Genomic DNA, 21,342 nt, shown 5'->3' with positions numbered 1-21,342 from the left:
TGTCATCAAACCGTTTCCTCCATGGCGGATGAAACTGCACCCTGATTCCAGCCGTAAATCTGACGGACGGCGCAGATGAGATGAGGGGATCGCAGATGGACAGTTTCGATTGCGGGGGGGGACGCCAAGGGCACCGTGGCGGCCTTTCGGGCTCCGTTTCGAATTGCCGGTCTATCTCGTCGACCTCTACAAGAGCCTGAAGAACGACTTGCCAAGTTTCAATGATGATCCAAGTTGGACGCTGCCGATGCCGGGCCGTTATGTCATCGGCCGGGATGGCTTCGTTCTCTACGCGGAGGAAAGAAGCGGGTCAGGACGCCGCCGCTTCGCGGCACCTCGCGTTCCTCGATTTCAAATAGCCCATCCTTTCCTTGCAGGATGGTTCCCAGAGGTTTGCCGTCAATAATGGGCGGCTTGTCCTCCCCGGCGACGGGACGTTCGGCGAAGGTTCCGACGCCTGAACAGCAACGATCCGGGAACCTGGGAGTCTTTTTCGACGGTCAGCGGGAACCAGGTGAGGGGCACCGGCGTCTGCGGTAGATGTAGGCCGAGTCGATCAGCCCCTCCGCATCAATGGCCTGATGGATGACCTCACCGGGCTGCGTCTGCCGTAGGACTCCCTTGGCGGTAAGGCCTGGGATGATTCGTTCGGTCGCCCAGACCAGGTTGGCCATTTCGTCGCGGAACTGTGTTATGCCGACAGAACACAGTCGCCAGAAAATGCGTACACATCGATTGGTTCGCCGACGCCTCTCAGTGGGAACGAGCCGAGATTCTCCAATTCGGATATGCACCCCGCCATCTCGACGAACGCCTTGGATAAGAGAATGGGCCGCTTAATTTCCTTGGTCAAACTTTCAAGACGGGAAGCAACATTAACGGCCGGTCCTATCACCGTGAAGTCGAGACGCTTGCGGGAACCGATGTTGCCGTACATCACGTCGCCTACGTGGACGCCAATTCCGTAGCCAAGCGCTTCGCGCCCGTTCCTGGTGTTCTCGTCGTTCATCTCGGCGACGGAGGTTTGCGCTTCGCTGATCGCTTGGAGAAGATTGGCGCATGCCGCTGGGTCGCTCAGCGGAAAAATCGCCAGAAGTCCATCGCCCATGAATTTGAGGATTTCCCCACCGTGCCTTTCGATCGGTCCCGACATCGCGTCAAAATAGCCGTTCAACAGTTCAATGACGTCATCCCGGGGCCAAAGGTCTGATATTGCCGTGAAGTTGCGAAGATCACAGATCAGGATCGCGGCGCCGACCGTCACGCCACTGCCGCGGGTTGTAGCGCCGGCGAGGATCTGCTCACTCGCATGTGGACCGACATAGGTTTCCAGCAGCGTGCGTGCGAGCCGGTTCTTCAGTCTGATTTCGCTGACGAGCGCTAGCGCCGGGAGAAGATCTGCAAGAAACGCAAGGTGGTCTTCGCTGAAGCCACCGGCCCTGTCGGTCGCGAAGGTGACGACGTGCCGCTTGTCCAAGGTATGATCAAGCGGCCAAGCAATATAGTCGGTATAACCATCGGCTTGCAGCTCATCATACAGCGGGTACCGAGGACCGTCCTCCTTCGGTTCGTCAAGCCGTCGCCGGACGACGGGTGCTCCATTATTGATCTCGTATATCGGGCTATTCAAATACTGGGCGGTTTCTTCAACGCCGTAGTCGAAGGTGCGGATTTCCGCCTCCGACATTCCTTTCCGCCACAGGATTCGCGCGCCAAGCCATTGAGGATGATGCGTTCTGAAATGGAGCGTCGCCCGGGTGACCGGCACACCGGCATCCAATAGCCTTTTGCACATCCCTACCAGGATGTTGTCGATGAAACGTTCATTCCGCGTCTCGGTTACCAACCAATCAAGTATTTTCCGTCTCTGTGTTGGCCAGACGCCTTCATGAGGCGAACCAAGGGTTGCGTTTGATACAGATAGCATTGCAACACTCCATTACGTCATTTTAGCCTACCGGCCCGGGCATCATCGCCGAGCTACTGCACGGCCAGTGGCATTTGCGTTCCCGTGTCCGCCACGCCCGCCAACCCGCTTGATACGGCTGACCGCTGGTCCGACGCGTTCGACCGCCTCGGCCACCGTTCTTGAATACCCATCAATCAGGTCGGCATCCTCTGCAGGCAGGATTTGTTTGTCTATGAAGCCCATTGGGTAGCCCTTTTGCGCGGAACTGGATGGACGTGCGGGGAACGCTCGCCATGTTCCAAAGAGGAGATGTGGCGCGGTCGCAACCGAGGCGTCACGCGATCACGCATGATACACGGATCGTGCCTATAGATATGGTCGTCGACTGTCGCCATTCAAGTGGCGTCGAAACGCTTAACGCGCGCTCGAAGCCGCGAATTCGGCTCGTACAGTTGAGTCCTCGCTCGAGCAAAATGTTGCGAGCGCCCATCATTGGCGTTGGGTGATGGACTCTCTAGTCGCCTTGAACCAATGTCAGCTTTCGAGAGTTCGAATGTACTCGGTCACAAAGGGACCATACTAACCACAAGATACTTTTGCCGCTGTGGCGAGGTGATTGTAGACAATTAGCATACATTCAGAATCCGCTATTATCGGCAACTTCCCGCTTGGTTGCCTAACTTCCGAAGGGCAGTAATCGCGGCTCATTGGCAGCAAGTCATCCGGATGAATCTCTACAAATCTTCTTGATCGGGGCACTCGGCAGATGCGGTTCCAGATTGTATGTGCATGCAATTGTGTGTTGAACCTTTAGAAGTTACGCTGCAATCGCAGTCTGCCCTCTATGGGATCACCACGATCATCGTCGTAGCTGGTATAGGTGATCTCCGGAGTGATATCGAAACCGGGAATGGCCTTGTATCTCACGTTCAATGAGGCGGAGATATTACCGTATTCCTCGTAGCCGACCTGGCCATTCAACGTGGCCTTCTCCCACAGCTTTGCCGACAGACCGGCCCAAAGTGCATAGTCGCCCTCCCAATTGGCAAAGTAGCTGTTCACGCCAACCGCGCTGTCCCAATCAGACTGATAGCCACCCATGACAAATCCGGAAAAGCTTTCGGTGAGTGCCACGTCAACGCGAACCTTGCCGGCCCAGGTCTCGTCTAACGCATCATATCCTGCCACTGCGGAAACAGAGCCCCACTGCTGTTCCAACTTCAAACCGCCAACAACATGGGGCATGTAATCATCGATGACGTAGCTCTTCTCAAGCTCTTCATCCGAATAGCCAAAGTCACCGTCGCTGCCTTGCTCCAGACCGATCATCGCGGAAAAGCCATTGCCACCTGCGAACGTGTAATTGACCTGGTTCGTGGGCGCATCAGAATACGGACCATATCCAATGACATCGTCATTGATCAGATCGCCGGCATAGTTTGTCCACGACGAGAACTGGCTATCCGTCGCGCCTATGCGAAAACCGCCGAGTTCAATGTATGCATGGGGGAGGTATGAGACCGTGTCACCGTTGGTGTACTGGATTTGGGTCTCGATGTAGGAACGGAGCGTTCCCAACTCGGTATCAGACCGTGCATCAAAGCGAAGCGTTGCCCGCGAGCGTTTGGACTATGTATCGCGTTCGGCGCCCGTATAGGAATCGTCGCCCCCTCTGATATCGTATCGAACATAACCGCTGATCTTCAGGCAGGTTTTCGTGCCGGGGATATAAAAGAAACCCGCACCATAGGCGTCGCAGACGCGAACATACTCGACGGGTTCCGGCTCAGCGACTACGACCGCATCCGCTGCAGTCGCGGCAGAGGCGCAAACGATGGCCGCACACGAGCCAAAAAGCACGCTCTTGATATTCATTTTCCGTCTCTCCTACAGTCCCATGGATTCGCTATCTAGACTCGAGAACTCTGCATGGGCAAGCGACGTGCGGGAATTAATATTCACGGAAGCTCTGTGACGATCGGCGCCAATGCGCATGAGTCGAACAGCGGGGAAACGCCGCGGGAAGGGTGGTTGCAAAATCGCGATATTGGGATGCTAGGTCGTGTCATCTCGCTTCGGGATCAAAACCGTTCCGTCGTCGGTCAAGATCACCGTATCGAATGTAACCATCTGGTCGAATAGCCGACGCAGCGCCGCCCGATTTTCCTCAAAGAGCGGATAGCCGGCCGAGTCTTCCAGAATGTCTGTCAGGTAGTGGTTGAGGGTAGCCATTGATCTTTGTGGGTCCTCTCGGAGATGTAGCGTGAGACCTCCGCGTCCGAGAAGTGTACGATCTCACGAGAAAGAGCCCTCAGCTGGATGGAGGCCTGCCAAAGGAGCCCAAGAGCCTCCTGATAGTTATTCTCGACCGCAGAGATTGCCTCGTCTATGTCCGAGTGGTTCCGTGGGAACAGGTATCGTGCATTCGCGCGGATGCTGTCGATGAGCAGCGAGAACCTACATTGGGTCGCAAGCAGCACTTCTTGCAGGAATTTGGTCGATCGCCATTCCTTGATGCATATTTCCTCGAGGGCCGCAACCAAGGGAAACATTACAAGATTGCCGAACGTCTGATCGAGTTGGAACTCTCGGCTGGTCCTGGCTACCAAGGCGAAGACCGCAGTGACTGCGAACCAATCTGAAATGGCCTCCTCCTTCAAGAGAGGCAGGAAGAGGGGAGAATTTTGGTCCTCCTGGCAGCTGGCATAGTCCAGATCGCCGATCAGGTACCTGATCTCTTCATGGCTAATGCGGTAGGTGTCGAAAAACGTGTCACTGTGGATCTCGGCCGGGGCCAATGCCTGAGAGCGCCCTAAATGCCCGATTTCATGTGCCAAGGGCACAAACAGATTGATGATGGCGGCCTGATTGGACTCGCGAACTGCCTGAAGCATGTTCTCGACAATGTCTGCATCGGGTGACCGCGCCGCGCGAAACTTGGTGAATGCGTGAGCAATGTAAGCGGCGCCGACGAATCGGTTCGTCATAAGTAGCTCGCGCCCGAGCAGCAAACAAATCATGCTGCAAAAGCTCTCGGCGGACTTCTTCGCAATGCCTTGGTTGAGGACGTCAAACCGGGACTTGTACCTGGCCAAAGCCCGTTTGCTGAAAAAGATCATCGGCGGGGATCTGGGATCCTCAAAGATCCGGATGCGGTGGGCGATACCCTTTTCGTCGAGCCTGATTTCCGGGACTGTCTGGATGTTCTGCTCGATGAGACCCATGAAGGTGTCAAAGATCGGCAAGGCCCGCAGAGGATCCATGGGGCTACTTCTTCGGCACGGCTATGCCACGGGCCGAAAGCATTCCGAGCAGCCTTTCAAGCTCCGGAATGTCGCGGACCACGAACTCGTTCCCGTCAATGCTGACCTTGAGATCGCGGTCTTTCGTCAGCAGTGAGCTCAAAAAGGCGAAGAGTGCAGGGATAGCCGCCTTCGCTATGCAACTGACACGTCTCGAGCTCTATCAACAGGTCTGCGATAGGCCGCTGAGTAAAGTCGCCCCGGATCTCGGCATCTCCGGCACGGCACTGGCCGCCATCTGCAAGCAATATCGGGTACCCTACCCCGGATCCGGATACTGGACCCGCAAATCCCTTGGGCTTCAGGCAGAGCTGCCAACGCTCCCCGAGGCATCTGATGACACCATCGAGATAACGCCGTCAGTCCCGAAACCACGACAAAAAAGAGCGCTGGAAGAAGGCCCTGCGCGCAAGACCAGGGCCGTACCGAAACCTCATCGTCCGGCTCGTCATTCGCTGCTGTTTGGTGTCGAAGAACACCTGCGAAAGACACGGGATGTTAAAAGTGGTGAATTCCTCCGACCCTACAAGAGGATCCTGCCGGATCTGATTTCATCAGAACCTGCTTTGCTTCGCGCACTCTCTATCACCAATGACATCTATCTCGCGTTGGACAAGCGGGGCTACCGTGTGCACATCGCTCAGCCCACCGACGACCTGCATCGCATCCATATCAAGGAACAGGAGGTGGAGCGAAAAGATCGCAAATACGGGCGCTACCCAATCAGGCAGTATCTGGGGACCGGACTCCGGGCTATGCCGGTCAGCAAAGGGTAGCTGCCGCGCGATCCAACCCACTTCGATATGTTATAAGAGGCTCCCTGTACTAGATAACAAAGTGGGTGTCGGACCCATCCGGGGGCGTAGGCATGCTCTTGGAAAAGTGCGTACAGTCCGCCTGTTGATCGGGCTGAAGAAAACCATACGCTTAGCTGTAAGACGCCCCGGCTTGCTGGGCGGCTACAGCGGCCCGCAGGGCGCAGGTTTTCGGTGGCCAGTCAAGCACGCAGGCTCCAAGGCATGTCGAGCGGCGGTTCGGCTCTTCCACAATCGAAAAGTCCCCCCAATTCTACCGTCCGAATTTCTGCTATGTTCCCTGTTTTCGGAGGGAACCGCGATGACTTCTCTTGAGGAGACTATTGCCTCGTATAACGCCCGGATTAACGTACATCTTCAGAACATCGCCGCGTCAGAGATGATAATAAATGAGCTAAAAACTATTCAGGATGACAGCGGTGATATTGAGATGAATAGGCAACTCATTACTAGGGAATATGAGGAAATCCGGAAATTAGAGGAACTCATAAAGCTTTTAGAAGGGGCCAAGGGTCCCGGATGATGCCAGCCTGATTTAGCCCCTCATCGCTCATCGGCTTTTGTTATGATCCGCGTAACAGAAACTGGAGATCGTAGAACAGCGCGAGCCTGATCAATTACGGCGAGCGCTACCGGTCTGGTGAGCGGATATCCTCGGCATTCGTCGAGGCCACCGTGAACGCCGTCATCAGCAAGCGTTTCGCCAAAAAGCAGCAGATGCAATGGAGCCGGACGGCGCGCATTTTTTACTACAAACCAGAACGCAGACCCTGGACGGCTCCCTGCGGTCAACCTTCGAGAAATGGTATCCAGGCATGGCAAACGACAATCACGAACCCGGCGATAATTTCGCCGCGGCCTGAATGCCATACAATTCCTCATGCTCTCCTTCTTGCCGTGTTCGTAGTTGAGTCAGCGCAGAACCGACGATTTTCGAACTCAAATCCACGACCGCAGACGGCAGGGCCGTCTCGGCCGACAGTTTTCGGGCTTGGCGGTGCGAGCCGTCCCTGCGTGAGCGGGAACAGGAACGGCCTCGACTCTCTGCAACAAAGCTCAAGCGCCCACGGGCGAAATGGCCGCGACCCCGCCGTCGATCAGGAAGTCTGCTCCGACGACGTACGCGGAATCGTCCGACGCGAGGTAAACCGCCAGCTTCGCGATTTCCGACGGATTGGCCATTCGCTTGCTGGGATTGCTGGTTGCAAGGACGCCCTTGACCGCGTCGCCCTGCTCTTGGCCTGCGAAACGAGCGAACATCGCCGTGTCCGTCGAGCCTGGGCTTAGGGTATTCACGCGAATCCCGCGGTCCACGAGTTCGGCGCTGAGGATTCGCGCGAGATGGACGACCGCGGCCTTGCAGGTCGAGACGGTCGAGGTCGTCGGCCACCCTTTGCGCGGGCCAACGGACGCATTGATGACGACAGACGAGCCTTTCCTGAGGAGCGGCAAGGCCTTTTGAATGGTGAAGTAAGCGCCTTTGAAATTGGAGCCGATCACCATGTCGAAGCTTTGCTCTGTCACGTCTTCGAACGGCAGGAGGCGGCAATTCTCATACCTATCCATCGTAGGGGTGGGATCAAAAACTATCGCTACAAATGGAAGCGTGGGGAGAAGATGTTGGGGATCATATTGCTGTCGATCAGTGTGTTGGCAAAGTACATCGATCCGTTGCAGTTCCCCTCCAACGACGACTACCTAGCGAATGGCCCGCATTGGTTGCCGAGCGACGAGGCTGGTGTCATCGCATTCGTCATTGTCATGAACGGAGCGTGGTGGGCTCATTGCTTACGTTCGCGTCGATCACGCATATTGAAAGCAGCAGAGTAATCGGGCCACCCGCACCTCAGACTGATACGAGTGGCGCCCCCTCGACGTATTTACCGCGGCGCTGCCGTGGCTGACACGGAACGATGATTTTGCGGTGCCGTGGGCATCGCATCGCAAATCTTTGGCGCTTGCGGGCAAGCACCTTTCGCAGGGGAAGCCTAATCTGTCTGCCAACCACTCTCCGGGTGTGGCCTACCTCGGCACCGGGATCTCCGGCCACACAGCAAAAAGGATTCAGTAATGAAGATTCACGGAAGCATGCATTCCATCGCCGTGTCTGCCCACCGTGCGTTCGGTGAAATCAGCATAGAAGTATGGCATGGCGATGAAAAGCCACTGGTCGATATGCGAATCAGCTGAGAGCAGGGATATATGCTCGCCGACGCCTTATGGGCCGCCGCTCGCGACTGTGCCGATGACGACTGGGGTCCAGCATCAAAACCCCCCATCCCATTCCGTTCAGTGATGTGGCATGCCATACTTTGGGCACAGCAATTTTTCAAAGGACCCAGTAAATAAGAAAGATACTGATAGCTTTGTTCATGGGTGCAGTTCGCCATTCGTGTGGATAATGGACCTGAATATGTCAGTGGCAAACTGATGGAATGGGCCGAAACACAAGGTATTGCTTTGAGCCACATCCAGCCCGGAAAGCCGCAACAGAATGCCTATGTCGAGCGCTACAACCGCACCGTCCGACATGAATGGCTCGACCAATACATCATTGAAAGCATCGAGGAGGCACAGGAATTCGCCACGCAGTGGCTATGGGCGTACAACAACGAACGGCCCAATATGGGTATCGGCGAAACTGAAAATGGCTGCGTGAATTCTACTGGAGAGCCCCGTATGTCGGACGGCACTTAAATATAAGAATGCCACGGCAATGAATACAATAGGTTATACTTGCAGTAAATTTGAGAATTAGCACTTTATTTGATAACCAAAACTTGATTTTCAGCAGTTAATTTGAGAATCTATCGACACATCGTTTTTCAACTTATTGAATGTTGGATTAAAGCGCTGACTGCTCATGCATTAACCGTCCGGGTCAAAACCTTTCTTATTTTCAATATCATATGCAATGCCACATCAGATGCTGTCCGCGTCTCGCTGTGGCATCATATTTGAGAACCGAAGCACTGAAATTCTCATAATTAAATGCCACAGTTCGCACAAACTACCGCATTCTTGCGTTCAAGTGCAAGCCGACACCCGCCGAAGACTCAGTTAGCGCAAACGTTGCGGCATCGCTTCCGCAGGGATCAATGACAGATAGCTCTCGCCGCCCAGCTGCTCGCGATGCTCTTTTTTCGCGGCGACGACCAACGCTGGATCGGTCATTGCCCGCACCGCCGAGGCGGCCATGACCTTGCCGGCCTGCAGCATCCCCTTGTGGGCATAGCCAGAGGTCCCTTGCGCAACCATCTGCCAAGTATGGGGTGGCGTGCCGTAGGCCTCGGTCGCGACATAAACCTGCCCGGTCGGGACTAGCCAGCTCACGTCACCTACATCGGTCGAGCCATGCAGGAACGTCGGTTCTTCCTGGAACGTGTTAAGGTCTTCGGACAGAATCTTGCCGCGTTTGGCTATCCGCCTCTGCACCTCAGCCGAGAAGGTTTTCTGGATACTCCCTGCGAAATCCTTTTCACTGTTGGAGAAGCCGGCGACACCGAGCTTTTCGAACTCCTGGTGCATCATCCGTGCAAGTGTCACGTTTGGCACCAGGTCGGCGGAGGCAGCGTCGAACGTGATCTCCAGCTCCGTCCCGGTCATCAGCGCCGCGCCGCGTGCAACATCTTTCACCCTCTCTGTGATGTCGCGGACTTGGTCCATTCGAGGTGCACGCACTTTGTAGAGCACCTGTGCCTGAGACTGCACTACATTCGGCGCCCGCCCACCCGTGTCGGTGATCGCGTAATGGATGCGGCCGTCCTGAAGGATGTGCTCACGCAGATAGTTGGAACCGACATTGGTCAGCTCGACCGCGTCCAGCGCGGAGCGACCTAGATGCGGCTCGAACCCGGCATGGGCGCTGGTGCCGCGGAAGGTGAAGTAGAGCTGATTCGTCGCCAGCATCCGTGCGTTATAGGAAAGGTTTTCGTCCCAGGGGTGCCAAGTGAAGGCCACGTCAACATCTGCGAACAGCCCCTCGCGCGCCATATACGCTTTGCCTCCGCCGCCTTCCTCGGCCGGGCAGCCGTAGTAGCGAATCGTGCCGTCGAGGTTCAACTCGTCCTTGCAGGCCTTCAGCGCGAGAATTGCCGCCAGCGCGCCGGTGCCCAGCAGGTTGTGACCGCAGCCATGGCCATTTCCACCCTCAATGGTGGGGTCGTAGCTTGCAACACCGCCTTGCTGGCTAAGACCGGGCAATGCATCGAACTCGCCGAGGATGGCGACGACCGGATGGCCCTCGCCATAGCTGGCGACGAAGGCGGTTTCGATATTGCCCGCGTTGCGGGTGACCGCGAAGCCCGCCTTTTCCAACTCGTCCGCCAGAAGGGCCGCGGATTGCGTCTCCTCATAGCGAATCTCGGCGAAGGACCAGATGGCGTCCGACACGGATTTCAGATTTTCCGCATGCGCCGCGACGGTGCGCTCGATGATGTTGATATAGGTCATGATCTTCCTTCAGGCGGTCTGTTCGACGATTTTTTTGCTGTGGATGGCGGGGAAGGTTGTGGCGATGGCGCAGACGATTACGGCGCAGCCGACGATGACCGAGAAGGCAATGCCGTAGTTCTGGTTCGTTGCAGATAGGACTGCCCCAATCAGCATGGGTGATGCAAACGAGCCAAGCTGCGCCAGAGAATTGATGAGGCCCGTGGCGGTCCCGACCGAATTGTGCGGAAAATGCTTCATGATGCTGACGAAGACACTGATCGAGATCGCGTTCAGGAAGACGTTCGATACTGACAGATAGGCGAAGGCCAGTGGAATCGATTCCGCGTTTGCCATCAGGTAGATGAACACTGCCGACACAGCTGAACCGATGCAGATGAGATATTTCTCTTTCTGATGGAAGAAGCGGTCAAGTAACCAGCCGCAAGTGAGGAAGGAAACAAACCCCAGTGTCGGCGGGATCATCGAATAGGCACCCATCTCCATCATGCTCATGCCCTTGACCTTCACCCAGTAGGATGGCAGCCAGGATTGCAGGCCCCAGAAGACAATGTTGGTGAAGAAATACACCGATGCGATCTTCCAGGTCAGTGTGTTCTTCAGTAGCCCTGCGATGCGCTGCTTTTCCGAGATTTTCGCGCCAGCGTCTTTGGCGACCAGAGTATCGGAGCGCGGCGGCATGACGCAGTACAGCATTATCGCCAGGACAAGGCCGACGGCGCCCAGCGCGAAGAACATCAGGCGCCAGCTATAGAATGCGATCAACGAGGTGATGACGATTGAGCCGAGGGCGAAGCCGACAGATGCACCCGATTGCAGAACCGACTTGGCGCGGGCCATTTGGGTTTTTTCGAAATTCTCGGTGATGGCGACAGAGCCGCCTGCGGGGAAGATTGCTTCCCCTGCACCAGTGACGGCACGTGCTGCCGCCAATCCCACCGCGCTGGTGACTGCACCCGAGACCACCGTGCCCAACGACCAGACGGCCACAGCCGAACTCAGTACCCGGCGTGAGCCCAGACGGTCTACGAGATAGCCCCCAATCAACTGCGTCATCGAATATGCAAGGAAGAAGGCACTTATGATCATGCCCTGATGATCCGGCGTCAGACCAAATTCCTCGCTAATCGGAATGATCGCGATGTTGATGGCGGTCTTGTCCAAAAAGCCAACGACCCAGCAGACAAACAGCATGCCGATAATGACGTGGCGACGCTTTATTCTAGAAATCATTTCGCCGTTCCCTTTTTATTTTGATTTTTAATGTTTGTGTCATCGCGATGAAATTCCTATGTTGAAGGCTCCATACGAATTCAGAATCTAGTGTGTGTTATCACATGGAATGTTCGAGTGAAGATTGACTTGCTGTCACACCCGGTCCTGCGCGAACTGGCACAGTCTCGAGCGTTGCGCCTGAAGGACATCGATGCCGAGCCGGGGGGCAGTCCCACCTTGATCCGCCACTCCATTGAGCGCAAAGGAGAAACCCTTTACCTCCTCGTGGATCACTCTCATTTCACAGCCAAACGGACCGAGTTTGCGATCTGTGATGAGGAAGGCGACAAAACGACTGCTAAAATTCTTCAGGCCGTTCAGGACGCCGTCATCGAGATTCAGACCCGAACCTTTGAAATGCTTGCCTCGGTAAACGCCGCAGTCATCAATTCATTGGACGAACACGAAATCGTCCATAACGTCCTGCGCGAGGTGATGAATGTGCTTCCCCATTGCGATGCCGGTGTTTTTCGCTTGTTCGACGAGGAAAGCGGCTTTCTCATCCCCGTTTCGCATGAAGGATTGCCCGAGGATTATACCCATTATCGTATCCAGCCGCACGAATCGGTCTCGGGCGAGGTATTCGCAACCGGCCGACCGGCCATTCACAATGGTAGGCAGAATATCATCGCGGCCCATCGGGTCATGCGTCCCGAAAGTCAGTCCTTTATGGAACGGTCCGAGATAGCGAACGCGCTACTTTGCGTTCCCGTCATGGCCGAGGGGAAACGCCTGGGCACGCTGACGACGCTTTGCTTTTCCAGCGATGGAGCCTTTTCGGTTTTTGACCGTACCGTCCTTGAATCACTGGCCGCTCAGATCGCGGTCGCCTATCAACGGTCGCTGACCTATCAGAACGCCGTCGCCACCTCACGCCGGCTTGAACAGATGCGCAACGATCTTGCGCGCAAGAACGCCGAGTTGGACCGCGCCGTCGCGCTGCATGAGGCGCTGCTGCGCATCTTCTCCACCGGTGACGGCCTTCTAGAACAGCTCGACGCCGTGGCTCAGCTGTTTCGCGTCGATTTCAGGTTCGAGAACGTGCTGGGGCTCGACTACCAATCGACAGGGTGGAGCGACGACGGCGAAGCCTTACGCCAGACAGTCAAGGTTGCTGAAGCGCCTGTCGGTCGGTTCCAGTTCCGGACTTCGGAGGATGCGGGTTTTCATCAGGTGCTGTTCGGCACGCTGGCGACATTCGTCGCGCTCGACTTTGTGCGCGACATGTCGCGGATGGACGTTCTGAATGCACGCAAGAAAGCGCATTTCGAAGCATTGGCCGCTGGCTTACCCTCCGATGGTCGTCGCAGCGACCACGGATTTCGGCTCGATCGCTACAATCAGGTGTTTGTTGCGCGCGCCCCTCTAGGCGAGGTTTCCGGCAACCCGCGCCTTTCCCTTCACAAGTCCCTATCGGACCTGCAAGAGGGCATGACCTCCCCAAACTCCTTGCTCTTTCACCATGATGCCCAGATCGTCATACTGGTCTCCGCTTCGACCACGGCGGCGCTGGAACGAAATCTTCGCGCTATCTCCGACGCCGCGACGAAGCAGACCATCTCCGTCGGAGCAAGCGAGATTTATGAGGCGAACGAACATCATTTGATGTCGCGCGACTTGGCTACGCAAGCGGCGGAGGCGCTGTCGCGTCGTGGACGCTCGGGGCTTCTGCGGCATCGCGATATGGGAGTGGAACTGCTGCTGGAGGGGCGGGCGCGGCAGGATATCCTTGAATTCACTCGTCAAATACTGGCGCCTCTGCTTCAGGATCCGAGGCATCGCGTTCTGCACGACACTCTCTCGCGCTACATTCTCGAGGGAAAGTCGGCGACCCGCACCGCGCAGGCCCTAAACATTCACCCCAACACGCTTTACCAGCGCCTGCAACGGGTGGAGACACTAACCGGTCGCAAGATTGCCGACGCGGCTGATTTTACGCTGCTTAGCCTCGCCTGCCAGCTTCACGCGGAATATTTCGGGCGTGTCACACCCTAGGAGGGGGCATCCACACACAACCCCTACATTCGAATTGAGCCGTTGCCAAAACCCGCTGGATAATTTGCATCCGAGAGGTCCTGGAATGTAACAGGAGATGGGCAGGTGGCATGCCTGTGCTGAGAGCAATTCTAACGCCGTGAGAAGACGACGCTAGTATTCCGGAGAGGGAAGTTCCATACGAGCCATTATGCGATTTTCGGAGCACACCGAGAACTTCAAAAGCTGGGTCACTGCGTGTCGCCATTCACAGAATGACGTCAGCCGCCGGGGGCTCCGGGACATAGTATCCGCTGCTCTCTTCCTTAACTGGCCCCCGCCGAAAGCGGTTCTAGAGTACAAAGGGCCGTCCGGCCGCCTCAAACCCCAGCGGCGGTCTGCGACAGCGTCAATCGCCGAGGACACAGGTTCGACCGTGTAGTAAAATGCATTTCTCGTGGGGGTAAGAACGGATCCTAAGTCCACCCCGCACGAAATATGGGAGGAAGTCATGACAGACATTAATCGTCGATCGGCATTGGCACTCGGTCTTGCCGCGACGGCCGCAACACCCTTACTCATTTCAGCAGACCCGGCCGTGGCCAAAGAATACGGGCCAAATGACGGCAAGGAGCTCGCTCCCGGTGTCAGAATTGTTGAGTTGGGCACGTTTAAATCAGATATCCCCGCCTACAAGAGCATCAACTTGGTTGACATCGTATTTCAGCCCGGCGCGGTGGTCCCGGAAACCATGATGGACAATGACATGCTGTGTTACATCACTGCGGGTGAGTTCACGATCAAAAAGCCAGACAGGGAATTCAAAGTAAAAGAAGGCGAGATGTATGCCTGCGCCAAAGGCCAGACGGACATGGCGACAAACACCAGCACGGTAGTTGGGATTCATACGATAGGCATTCTGGTCCCTGCTTGAAAGAACACAGCTTTTCTCCGGCTGGACTCAGCGGTGAGTGCTATCGGTCCTCAGTCCAGCCTGAGTGGCCATCGCTGCCGCTGCTAACTCAGCTCCTGGGTCTGACCTCGTAATAGATTGACGTTTTCTGATCGGGCCCCTTACCGACTGCAAAGACATCGTAACTGGCATTGGGGTCGCTGCCCATCCCGAGCGAGCCCTCAGGCATGCCGGGTACCGCCAACCCGGCAAGATCGGGCTTTTCATCCAGTAGTTTTCTCACCGCTTCCAGGGGCACGTGCCCGTCGAGGAAATAGCCATCGATGGTGGCGGTGTGACAGCCTTCAACCTCTGACGGCACGCCGAAACGTTTCTTGATGCCAGGCAGATCATCCGTGTTCACGCGCTCGACCGTGAACCCGGCGTTTTCCATTGCCTTGGCCCAAAGGTTGCAGCACCCGCAGTTCGGGTCCTTGTAGATCGTCATCACCGAAGCTGTTGCAGCGTTGGCCTGCTCAGAAGTCAGGACAATGGCTATTGCTCCGATGCCCGTGCTAATAAAGTCGCGCCTTCTCATCTGGTGGTACCTCCTTATGCGTTCTCCGTGCCGTGGCCGCCCGCCGGCTCTTGATCATTCCTTCGTGTCAGGCTGGGCCGGCATCTTCTTTTGATGCTGCCCGTCGGTAGGAGCGGCATCCATTTTTTGCATCATCTTGTTGCAGCTCTCCATCATTTGGTTCATTTGCTGCATCATGCTCATCATGTTCATCATACCGCCCTGCTCCATCATGCCGGTGCCCATTTTTGATCCGGGAGCCTGGTCGGTATCTGCGGCAAATATCTGTGGCGTGACGGCAAGCCCAACCACTAAAGCGGCGACAAGGATTCTCAGTAATCTCAACATTGCAGCTTCCTTTCATTTGTGACCGTTGCAACGGTCGAACCAGTGTACTTGCTACTGGCAGTCGGCCACTGCGTTACCAACCGGGAACGAACATCGGCACCAGTTCCTGGTATTGTTTGTACGGAGTTCCAAATCGATCAATCAAGTCGGCCTCTTCCCGCTTGGCCAGGCGCACATATAGCCACAGGATCACGGGCGCGAGCAGCAGTACCGGAATCGTCGGCCAATGCATCAGCGTCCCGAAGACCACCAGGAAGATGCCTGCATATTGCGGGTGCCTCATCATGGCGTAGGCACCATCGGTGATCAGTCTGCCGCTATGAAAATAAAGCTTGATCCAACCTTTGACAATCAGCAGAAGCCCGACCACCACGAGGACCGAGCCAAGCATCATTTCGAAAACGGCCCCTGACGTCCCGTAACCCAAAAGTGCAGCCCAAGGGTGACCGCGCCCGTGATTGAACGGGACGTTGGTCAGGACGATGCCGTTCATTTCCGCACAAAACGCAACGATGAACGCTTGCAGCGATCCCGCTCCGACCCATTCCAGCCAATGCGATGGCGCGAGCAAAAGATGGACAGCCCCGGCAGACAAAATGAGCAGCAGGACCACGTAGGGCCAAAGAGTGATCCAATCATTGTTCTCGGCGTCCATTGTTTCTGACACCTCCATTCCTTTAGCCAGGATCCGCGGGAGCCGGCCGGCGGGCTCCATCATCCGTCCTTCACTCGGCGGCCACCTTCAGTTCGTCCGCGCCTTCATGAACATTCGACTCCGCCGCCCTGAGGGCCGACAAGCGCCAACCTTTCACCAGCCCGTAGATCGCCGGGATGACGATGAGCGTCAAAAGCGTCGACGACACCATGCCGCCGATCATTGGCACCGCGATGCGCTGCATGATCTCCGAACCCGCTCCGGTGCTCCACAGGATCGGGATCAGCCCCGCCATGATGGCGACGACCGTCATCATCTTCGGCCGCACGCGCTCGACCGCACCCTCCATGATGGCGTGATGCAGGTCCAATCGTGTGAAGTCTCGGCATTGCGCCTGTGCTTTGTCGCGCTGCTCATTCAAAGCCTGATCGAGATAGATCAGCATGATGACGCCCGTTTCGGCGGCAACCCCCGCAAGTGCGATGAAACCGACGGCGACCGCAACGGACATGTTGAAGCCGAGCCACCACATCAGCCAAAGTCCGCCGACAAGCGCGAAGGGCAGCGACAGCATGACAATCAGCGTTTCGGTCAGCCTGCGGAAGTTGAGGTAAAGCAGCAGGAAAATGATCAGCAGCGTCACGGGGACGACGATCTTCAGCCGTGCCTCCGCCCGCTCGAGATACTCGAACTGTCCGCTCCACGCGACATAGGTTCCCGCGGGAAAGACGACCTCCTTCGCCACAGCTTCCCGTGCTTCGGCGACATAGCTGCCGAGATCGCGCCCGGCGATGTCGACGAAGATGTAGATCGCAAGCTGGCCGTTCTCGGTGCGGATCGAGGTGGCACCGCGGGTCAACTGAACGCTGGCGACCTCTCCGAGCGGCACCGTGCCGGCATTCGGCAGCGGCACCAGCACCTCCCGGGCGATCGATTGCGGATCGCTGCGGAAATCACGCGGATAGCGGACATTGACCGTATAGCGCTCGCGCCCTTCTACTGTCGTTGTCACGGTCTCGCCGCCAAGGGCGGTGGCGATCACGTCCTGCACATCGCCAATCATCAGACCGTAGCGGGCGAGAGAGGCCCGGTCGGGAACGATGTCGAGGTAATAGCCGCCGATGACGCGTTCAGCATAGGCGCTCGACGTTCCGGGCACGGCCTTGACGACGCTTTCGACCTGACGCGCCACCTGTTCCATCTGGGTAAGATCCGTCCCAAACACCTTGATACCAACGGGCGTCCGTATACCCGTTGACAGCATGTCGATGCGTGCCCGGATCGGCATGGTCCAGGCATTGGAAACGCCCGGGAACTGCAACGCCTTGTCCATCTCTTCCTTCAGGCTGTCGATGGTAAGGCCGGGTCGCCATTGCTCCTTCGGTTTGAGGTTGATGATGGTCTCGAACATCTCGGTCGGAGCCGGATCTGTGGCCGTCGCGGCGCGGCCAGCCTTGCCGTAGACCGATGCCACTTCAGGGAAGGATTTGATGATCCGGTCCTGCGTCTGCAAAAGGTCGGCTGCCTTGGTGATCGAGATGCCCGGCAGGGTCGTCGGCATGTACATCAGCGTTCCCTCGTTGAGCGTCGGCATGAACTCCGAGCCGATCTGTCTGGCGGGCCAGACCGATGCGCCAAGTACCAGCAATGCGATGAGGATGGTCAGCACCTTGGCACGCAGCACGCCGCTGATCACCGGGCGGTAGATCCAGATCAGGAAGCGATTGATCGGGTTCTTGTGCTCGGGAACAATGCGGCCGCGGACGAAGATAACCATCAGGGCAGGCACCAGTGTCACCGACAGGAGGGCTGCCGCAGCCATGGCGAATGTCTTGGTAAAGGCAAGTGGCCCGAACATCCGCCCTTCCTGCGATTCCAGCGTGAAGATCGGCAGGAACGAGACGGTAATGATCAGCAAGCTGAAGAATAGCGCCGGGCCGACTTCCTTCGCAGCGTCGATCAGTACCTCGATGCGTGGCTTGTCGTCCGGCGCGCGTTCGAGATGCTTGTGGGCGTTTTCGATCATGACGATGGCGGCATCGATCATCGCCCCGACCGCAATGGCGATGCCACCGAGGCTCATGATGTTGGAGCCAAGCCCGAGCAAACGCATCGCGGCAAACGCCATCAGCACGCCAACGGGCAACATCAGGATGGCGACAAGGGCGCTGCGCACGTGGAGAAGAAATAAAATTGAGACGAGCGCGACGATGACGCTTTCCTCAAACAGCGTGCTCTTTAATGTTTCAATCGCTGCGTCGATCAATTGCGACCGATCATAGACGGGAACAATCTCGGTACCCTTCGGCAGGCTTGGTACGATCTCGGCGAGCGCAGCCTTGACGTTGTCGATGACTGTCAGCGCGTTGGCCCCGAAGCGCTGCAAGGCGATGCCGCTGGCGACTTCGCCTTCGCCGTTGAGTTCGGTGACACCGCGGCGCTCGTCGGGACCGAGTTCCACTTGCGCCACGTCGCGCATCAGGACAGGCGTGCCGCCGTCGCTCTTTAAAACGATCTGTTCGAGGTCGGTGATACCCTTGAGATAACCCCGTCCGCGCACCATGAACTCGAATTCGGAGAGTTCAACTGAACGCCCGCCCGTATCCATATTGCTGTTGCGGATAGCGTCCTTGACGGTCTGCAGCGGAATGCCGAAGGAGCGCAGGCGCTGCGGATCGACCACGACATTGTATTGCTTGACAAACCCGCCGACGCTGGCGACTTCGGCCACGCCCTCCGCCTTGGCAGCGGCAAAACGGACGACCCAATCCTGAAGCGACCGCAGTTCCGCAAGGGTTTGCTCCCTGGCGACAATCGCATACTGATAGACCCAGCCGACGCCCGTCGCATCCGGCCCAAGACCCGGAGTGACGCCCTGTGGTAGCCGAGGTGCAGCGGCATTCAGGTATTCAAGGACGCGGCTGCGCGCCCAATAGGGATCGGTGCCGTCCTCGAAGATCACGTAGACAAAGGACACGCCGAAGAAGGAGAAGCCGCGGACGACCTTTGACTTCGGCACGGTGAGCATGGCCGTCGTCAACGGATAGGTGACCTGGTCCTCGACAACCTGCGGCCCTTGTCCCGGATAGTCGGTGTAGACGATAACCTGAACGTCGGAGAGGTCGGGAATGGCATCGAGCGGCGAGGTCTTGAGCGCATAGACGCCTGCGGCGACGGCAAACACCGTACCGATCAGCACCAGCATCAGGTTTCGTGCCGACCAGGCGATGAGATGACCGATCATAGCGGCTTCTCCCCTGGCTGGTCAGGTTTTGGCGTATCCGGAGCAAGACCGCGAAGCGCCGCCTTGAGGTTGCTCTCGGCATCGATCAAGAAGTTTGCCGCCACCACGACGTCATCGCCGGGGGTAATGCCTTCGCGGATTTCGACGTAGTCGGTATTGCGCCGCCCAACGGTAACGACACGTGGCTCGAAACGCCCCTCGCCCTTGTCGATAAGGACGATCTGGCGCATACCGCTATCGAGCACCGCACTTGCGGGTACGGAGGTGACGGGCTGTTCGCTGCCGGTGGCAATCTCGGCCTCGACATACATGTCCGGCCGCAGGATGCCATCGCGGTTTGCAAGCTCCACCCGTACGCGCGTCGTCCGCGTCTCCTTGTTGACCTGCGGATAAATCTGCGAAACCTTGCCCGCGAAAGTGCGATCATCGAAACCCCGCACGCGCACGGTTACATTCTGGCCAGTCGCAATTCTCGGCAGATCGCGATCGGCGATGTCGGCCAGCGCCCAGACTGTTGAAACGTCGGCGATGCGGAAAAGCACGTCACCCGGTGCCGCCTTCATGCCATCAATGGCATTGCGCTCGAGCACAACCCCGTCCTGTGACGCGGTCCAGGGTACGGCGAGCGGCACCTTGCGGGTGCGCTCGATTTCCTTGATCAGATCGGCGTGTGCCCCAAGATTTTCGAGCCGTTGCCGGGCACCGCCCAGCACTGACCTGCGCACTGGATCGCTCAGCTCAGTGACATATTGAGCCCCGGCGGTGGCGATGTCGGGCGAGTAAAGACGGACCAGATCCTGTCCCTTCTTGACCTTGTCCCCCGTGGTGATGTCGGCCACCTTCTCGATAAAGGCGTCGGACCGCGTGGCGACAACCGAAATCCTGCGCTCATCAAGCTGAATGGTGCCGGGGGCACGCACCGGGACCGTCAGGACCCGGCTTGCAGCTTGTTCGGAACGTACGCCCGTGCGCTGCATCTTGCCGAGACTGATCTTCAGTTTTCCGTCGTCATTGTCCTCGCCGTCGTAAACGGGAAGATAGTCCATGCCCATGGAATCTTTCTTCGGCACGGGGGAGGTGTCGGGAAGGCCCATCGGATTGCGATAGTAGAGGACCTTTTTGTTTTCCGAGGTGACCGCGGGGTTTGGGTCAGGTGCAGACGGATTTCCGCTGGTCGAGCCCTGCCCGTCGAAGCTGACGTCCTCGCTGGCGAGCACGGGCAGAAAATCGCGTCCGTCCGCAGTCTTTCGAAGAGTTGCCGCGTAGAACGGTTTGCCGTCCGGATCGCGGTAATAGATCACCGGACCTGAAGCAGCGGGTGCAGCCACGGACGTCGCAGGGGCGGACAATGCCAGCCCCTCCACGCGAAATCCATTACTGCCGGCGTAATACCCCCCTGCCCCCGCCGCCGATATGGCGACGAGGGTCAGGAACGCCGAAGTGATCCGGCTGGTCATTGTCCTGCCTTGAGCACCAGCTGGTTTTCGACCGTTCCGGTTTCACCCCGCACTTTCGCGCCGAGTGACAATCGCCAGCCGCCGGCCATGCTGATCTGCGCCTTGAAGCGATAGATGCCGGGTTCGGTCGAAGGCAATTCCTCGATGGGCGCGCTCATCGTCTCCATCCCATCCGGAGCCATGTCGATGCGCTTGGCGAAGATCACGGCATCGGGCACCGTCTTGCCCGACCGCTTGTCGACAAGCCGGACATCAAGGATTGCTTCGCCGCTTTTGGTTTCCGGCTGGACCAGCTGGAATTCGTAATCAGACGGTGCGGCGTTTGCCATTTGTGTCGATGTGAGGATGGAGGCGAGCATGGCGCCCGCGAGGAGTCTTACGATTTTTGTCATGTTTCAGTTTCCGATTATCATCAGCCGCGTTTGATGCACGGCAATCAGCG

Annotated in this window: 17 protein-coding genes and 4 pseudogenes; 7 read left to right on the top strand and 14 right to left on the bottom strand. The window is 57.3% G+C overall.

From position 1 onward, the window contains the following. Positions 1-691: 691 nt before the first annotated feature. From CU102_RS24720 to CU102_RS24705, 5 genes and pseudogenes are all read right to left on the bottom strand, one after another. Positions 692-1,927, bottom strand: coding sequence for an adenylate/guanylate cyclase domain-containing protein (locus tag CU102_RS24720; RefSeq protein WP_106713738.1), 1,236 nt, complete (start codon positions 1,925-1,927; stop codon positions 692-694). A 69-nt stretch (positions 1,928-1,996) separates the two neighbouring features. Beyond that, a pseudogene (locus CU102_RS31175) lies at positions 1,997-2,152 on the bottom strand (serine protease); the annotation flags it as partial. Positions 2,153-2,719: 567 nt separating this feature from the next. Further along, positions 2,720-3,784 (bottom strand): annotated as a pseudogene (locus CU102_RS24710) (porin). Between the two features lie 180 nt (positions 3,785-3,964). Continuing rightward, positions 3,965-4,141 carry a hypothetical protein gene (locus CU102_RS29985; RefSeq protein WP_166648598.1) on the bottom strand — a complete coding sequence of 59 codons (177 nt, stop codon included), beginning with the start codon at positions 4,139-4,141 and terminating at the stop codon, positions 3,965-3,967. Beyond that, the gene (locus tag CU102_RS24705) at positions 4,117-5,172 is read right to left on the bottom strand and encodes a hypothetical protein (protein ID WP_106713736.1); all 1,056 of its coding nucleotides are present in this window, start codon (positions 5,170-5,172) and stop codon (positions 4,117-4,119) included. Before CU102_RS24705 ends, CU102_RS29985 begins: the two co-directional genes overlap by 25 nt. Between CU102_RS24705 and CU102_RS29980 the strand changes: the two genes are divergently transcribed. From CU102_RS29980 to CU102_RS24695, 4 genes and pseudogenes are all read left to right on the top strand, one after another. Beyond that, the gene (locus tag CU102_RS29980; RefSeq protein ID WP_166648597.1) at positions 5,171-5,308 is read left to right on the top strand and encodes a hypothetical protein; all 138 of its coding nucleotides are present in this window, start codon (positions 5,171-5,173) and stop codon (positions 5,306-5,308) included. The genes CU102_RS24705 and CU102_RS29980 overlap by 2 nt on opposite strands. Before the next feature lie 40 nt (positions 5,309-5,348). Then, entirely contained in the window at positions 5,349-5,987 is a 639-nt protein-coding gene (locus tag CU102_RS24700) for a hypothetical protein (RefSeq protein ID WP_210204793.1), read from the top strand. A gap of 340 nt (positions 5,988-6,327) precedes the next feature. After that, entirely contained in the window at positions 6,328-6,549 is a 222-nt protein-coding gene (locus CU102_RS29975) for a hypothetical protein (protein WP_166648595.1), read from the top strand. Between the two features lie 74 nt (positions 6,550-6,623). Further along, positions 6,624-6,889 (top strand): annotated as a pseudogene (locus CU102_RS24695) (ISKra4 family transposase); the annotation flags it as partial. 193 nt (positions 6,890-7,082) lie between these two features. On the opposite strand, the gene CU102_RS24690 reads toward CU102_RS24695, so the two are convergent. Then, positions 7,083-7,592 (bottom strand): SDR family oxidoreductase, encoded by a 510-nt coding sequence (locus CU102_RS24690; protein ID WP_106713735.1) that lies wholly within the window; start codon positions 7,590-7,592, stop codon positions 7,083-7,085. Positions 7,593-8,414: 822 nt separating this feature from the next. Here CU102_RS24690 and CU102_RS24680 point away from each other — a divergent pair. Next, positions 8,415-8,723: pseudogene (locus CU102_RS24680) on the top strand (transposase); the annotation flags it as partial. 363 nt (positions 8,724-9,086) lie between these two features. On the opposite strand, the gene CU102_RS24675 reads toward CU102_RS24680, so the two are convergent. Together CU102_RS24675 and CU102_RS24670 are read right to left on the bottom strand one after the other, a co-directional pair. Next, complete coding sequence (locus CU102_RS24675; protein WP_106713733.1) at positions 9,087-10,478, bottom strand: amidohydrolase; 1,392 nt, start codon at positions 10,476-10,478, stop codon at positions 9,087-9,089. 9 nt (positions 10,479-10,487) lie between these two features. Beyond that, a complete protein-coding gene (locus tag CU102_RS24670) occupies positions 10,488-11,711 on the bottom strand; it encodes an MFS transporter (RefSeq protein ID WP_106713732.1) in 1,224 nt (407 codons plus the stop codon). 117 nt (positions 11,712-11,828) lie between these two features. Between CU102_RS24670 and CU102_RS24665 the strand changes: the two genes are divergently transcribed. Both CU102_RS24665 and CU102_RS24660 read left to right on the top strand, forming a co-directional pair. Continuing rightward, on the top strand, positions 11,829-13,748 hold the full coding sequence (locus CU102_RS24665) for a helix-turn-helix domain-containing protein (RefSeq protein ID WP_106713731.1): 1,920 nt from the start codon (positions 11,829-11,831) through the stop codon (positions 13,746-13,748). Between the two features lie 490 nt (positions 13,749-14,238). Next, positions 14,239-14,661 carry a hypothetical protein gene (locus tag CU102_RS24660; protein WP_106713730.1) on the top strand — a complete coding sequence of 141 codons (423 nt, stop codon included), beginning with the start codon at positions 14,239-14,241 and terminating at the stop codon, positions 14,659-14,661. Between the two features lie 88 nt (positions 14,662-14,749). Here CU102_RS24660 and CU102_RS24655 read toward each other — a convergent pair whose 3' ends face one another. From CU102_RS24655 to CU102_RS24630, 6 genes are all read right to left on the bottom strand, one after another. After that, positions 14,750-15,217, bottom strand: coding sequence for a DUF411 domain-containing protein (locus tag CU102_RS24655; RefSeq protein WP_106713729.1), 468 nt, complete (start codon positions 15,215-15,217; stop codon positions 14,750-14,752). 54 nt (positions 15,218-15,271) lie between these two features. Then, complete coding sequence (locus tag CU102_RS24650) at positions 15,272-15,544, bottom strand: hypothetical protein (RefSeq protein ID WP_106713728.1); 273 nt, start codon at positions 15,542-15,544, stop codon at positions 15,272-15,274. A 73-nt stretch (positions 15,545-15,617) separates the two neighbouring features. Further along, a complete protein-coding gene (locus tag CU102_RS24645) occupies positions 15,618-16,199 on the bottom strand; it encodes a methyltransferase family protein (protein WP_106713769.1) in 582 nt (193 codons plus the stop codon). A 70-nt stretch (positions 16,200-16,269) separates the two neighbouring features. Further along, positions 16,270-19,443: an efflux RND transporter permease subunit gene (locus tag CU102_RS24640; RefSeq protein WP_106713727.1), complete on the bottom strand. Its 3,174-nt coding sequence runs from the start codon at positions 19,441-19,443 to the stop codon at positions 16,270-16,272. Next, on the bottom strand, positions 19,440-20,900 hold the full coding sequence (locus CU102_RS24635) for an efflux RND transporter periplasmic adaptor subunit (protein WP_106713726.1): 1,461 nt from the start codon (positions 20,898-20,900) through the stop codon (positions 19,440-19,442). The genes CU102_RS24640 and CU102_RS24635 overlap by 4 nt, the downstream gene beginning before the upstream one ends. Further along, entirely contained in the window at positions 20,897-21,292 is a 396-nt protein-coding gene (locus CU102_RS24630; protein ID WP_106713725.1) for a FixH family protein, read from the bottom strand. Before CU102_RS24630 ends, CU102_RS24635 begins: the two co-directional genes overlap by 4 nt. Positions 21,293-21,342: the final 50 nt, after the last annotated feature.

This window comes from Phyllobacterium brassicacearum, from assembly GCF_003010955.1.
GTDB lineage: Bacteria > Pseudomonadota > Alphaproteobacteria > Rhizobiales > Rhizobiaceae > Phyllobacterium > Phyllobacterium brassicacearum.
Note: the sequence above shows the minus strand (reverse complement) of the source record. Positions and strands in the feature narration are given on the sequence as shown.